This window comes from Achromobacter sp. SIMBA_011, assembly GCF_046535435.1.
Taxonomy (GTDB): Bacteria; Pseudomonadota; Gammaproteobacteria; order Burkholderiales; family Burkholderiaceae_B; genus Achromobacter; species Achromobacter dolens.
The window spans coordinates 1-278 of record NZ_JAWRWN010000328.1 but is presented as its reverse complement, the minus strand read 5'-3'; the positions used below and the strand labels follow the sequence as shown (position 1 = coordinate 278).

Annotated in this window: 1 protein-coding gene; it reads left to right on the top strand. The window is 64.4% G+C overall.

The genetic code is table 11. From position 1 onward, the window contains the following. Window positions 1-21: 21 nt before the first annotated feature. A partial coding sequence (locus SB816_RS31170; protein WP_410548136.1) for a hypothetical protein occupies window positions 22-278 on the top strand: 257 nt, incomplete at its 3' end.

Here is a 278-nt window from a genome sequence, read left to right as displayed (position 1 = left end):
ACCGGCCCGGCTGCGAGTGTTTTGGCAACGGACCACTTTCCCCAAGCGCGGCGCCTGCACTTTGTGCACATGGCGCCCGATGAAATCGAGTGGCTGAAAGGGGGGCGCGAGGATGATGCCGGTCAGCGTGCCGAAGAGCGCACGCGCATCGAGCTGGAACTGGCACGCAACGCTGCTCGTGTGGTCACTATCGGTCCACGGTTGCAGGGGCGTTTCCTGCGGGATCTGGATGCCGAGGGTTTGCCGTCTCCTGTCAGGCTGGACCCCGGCTTTGATCG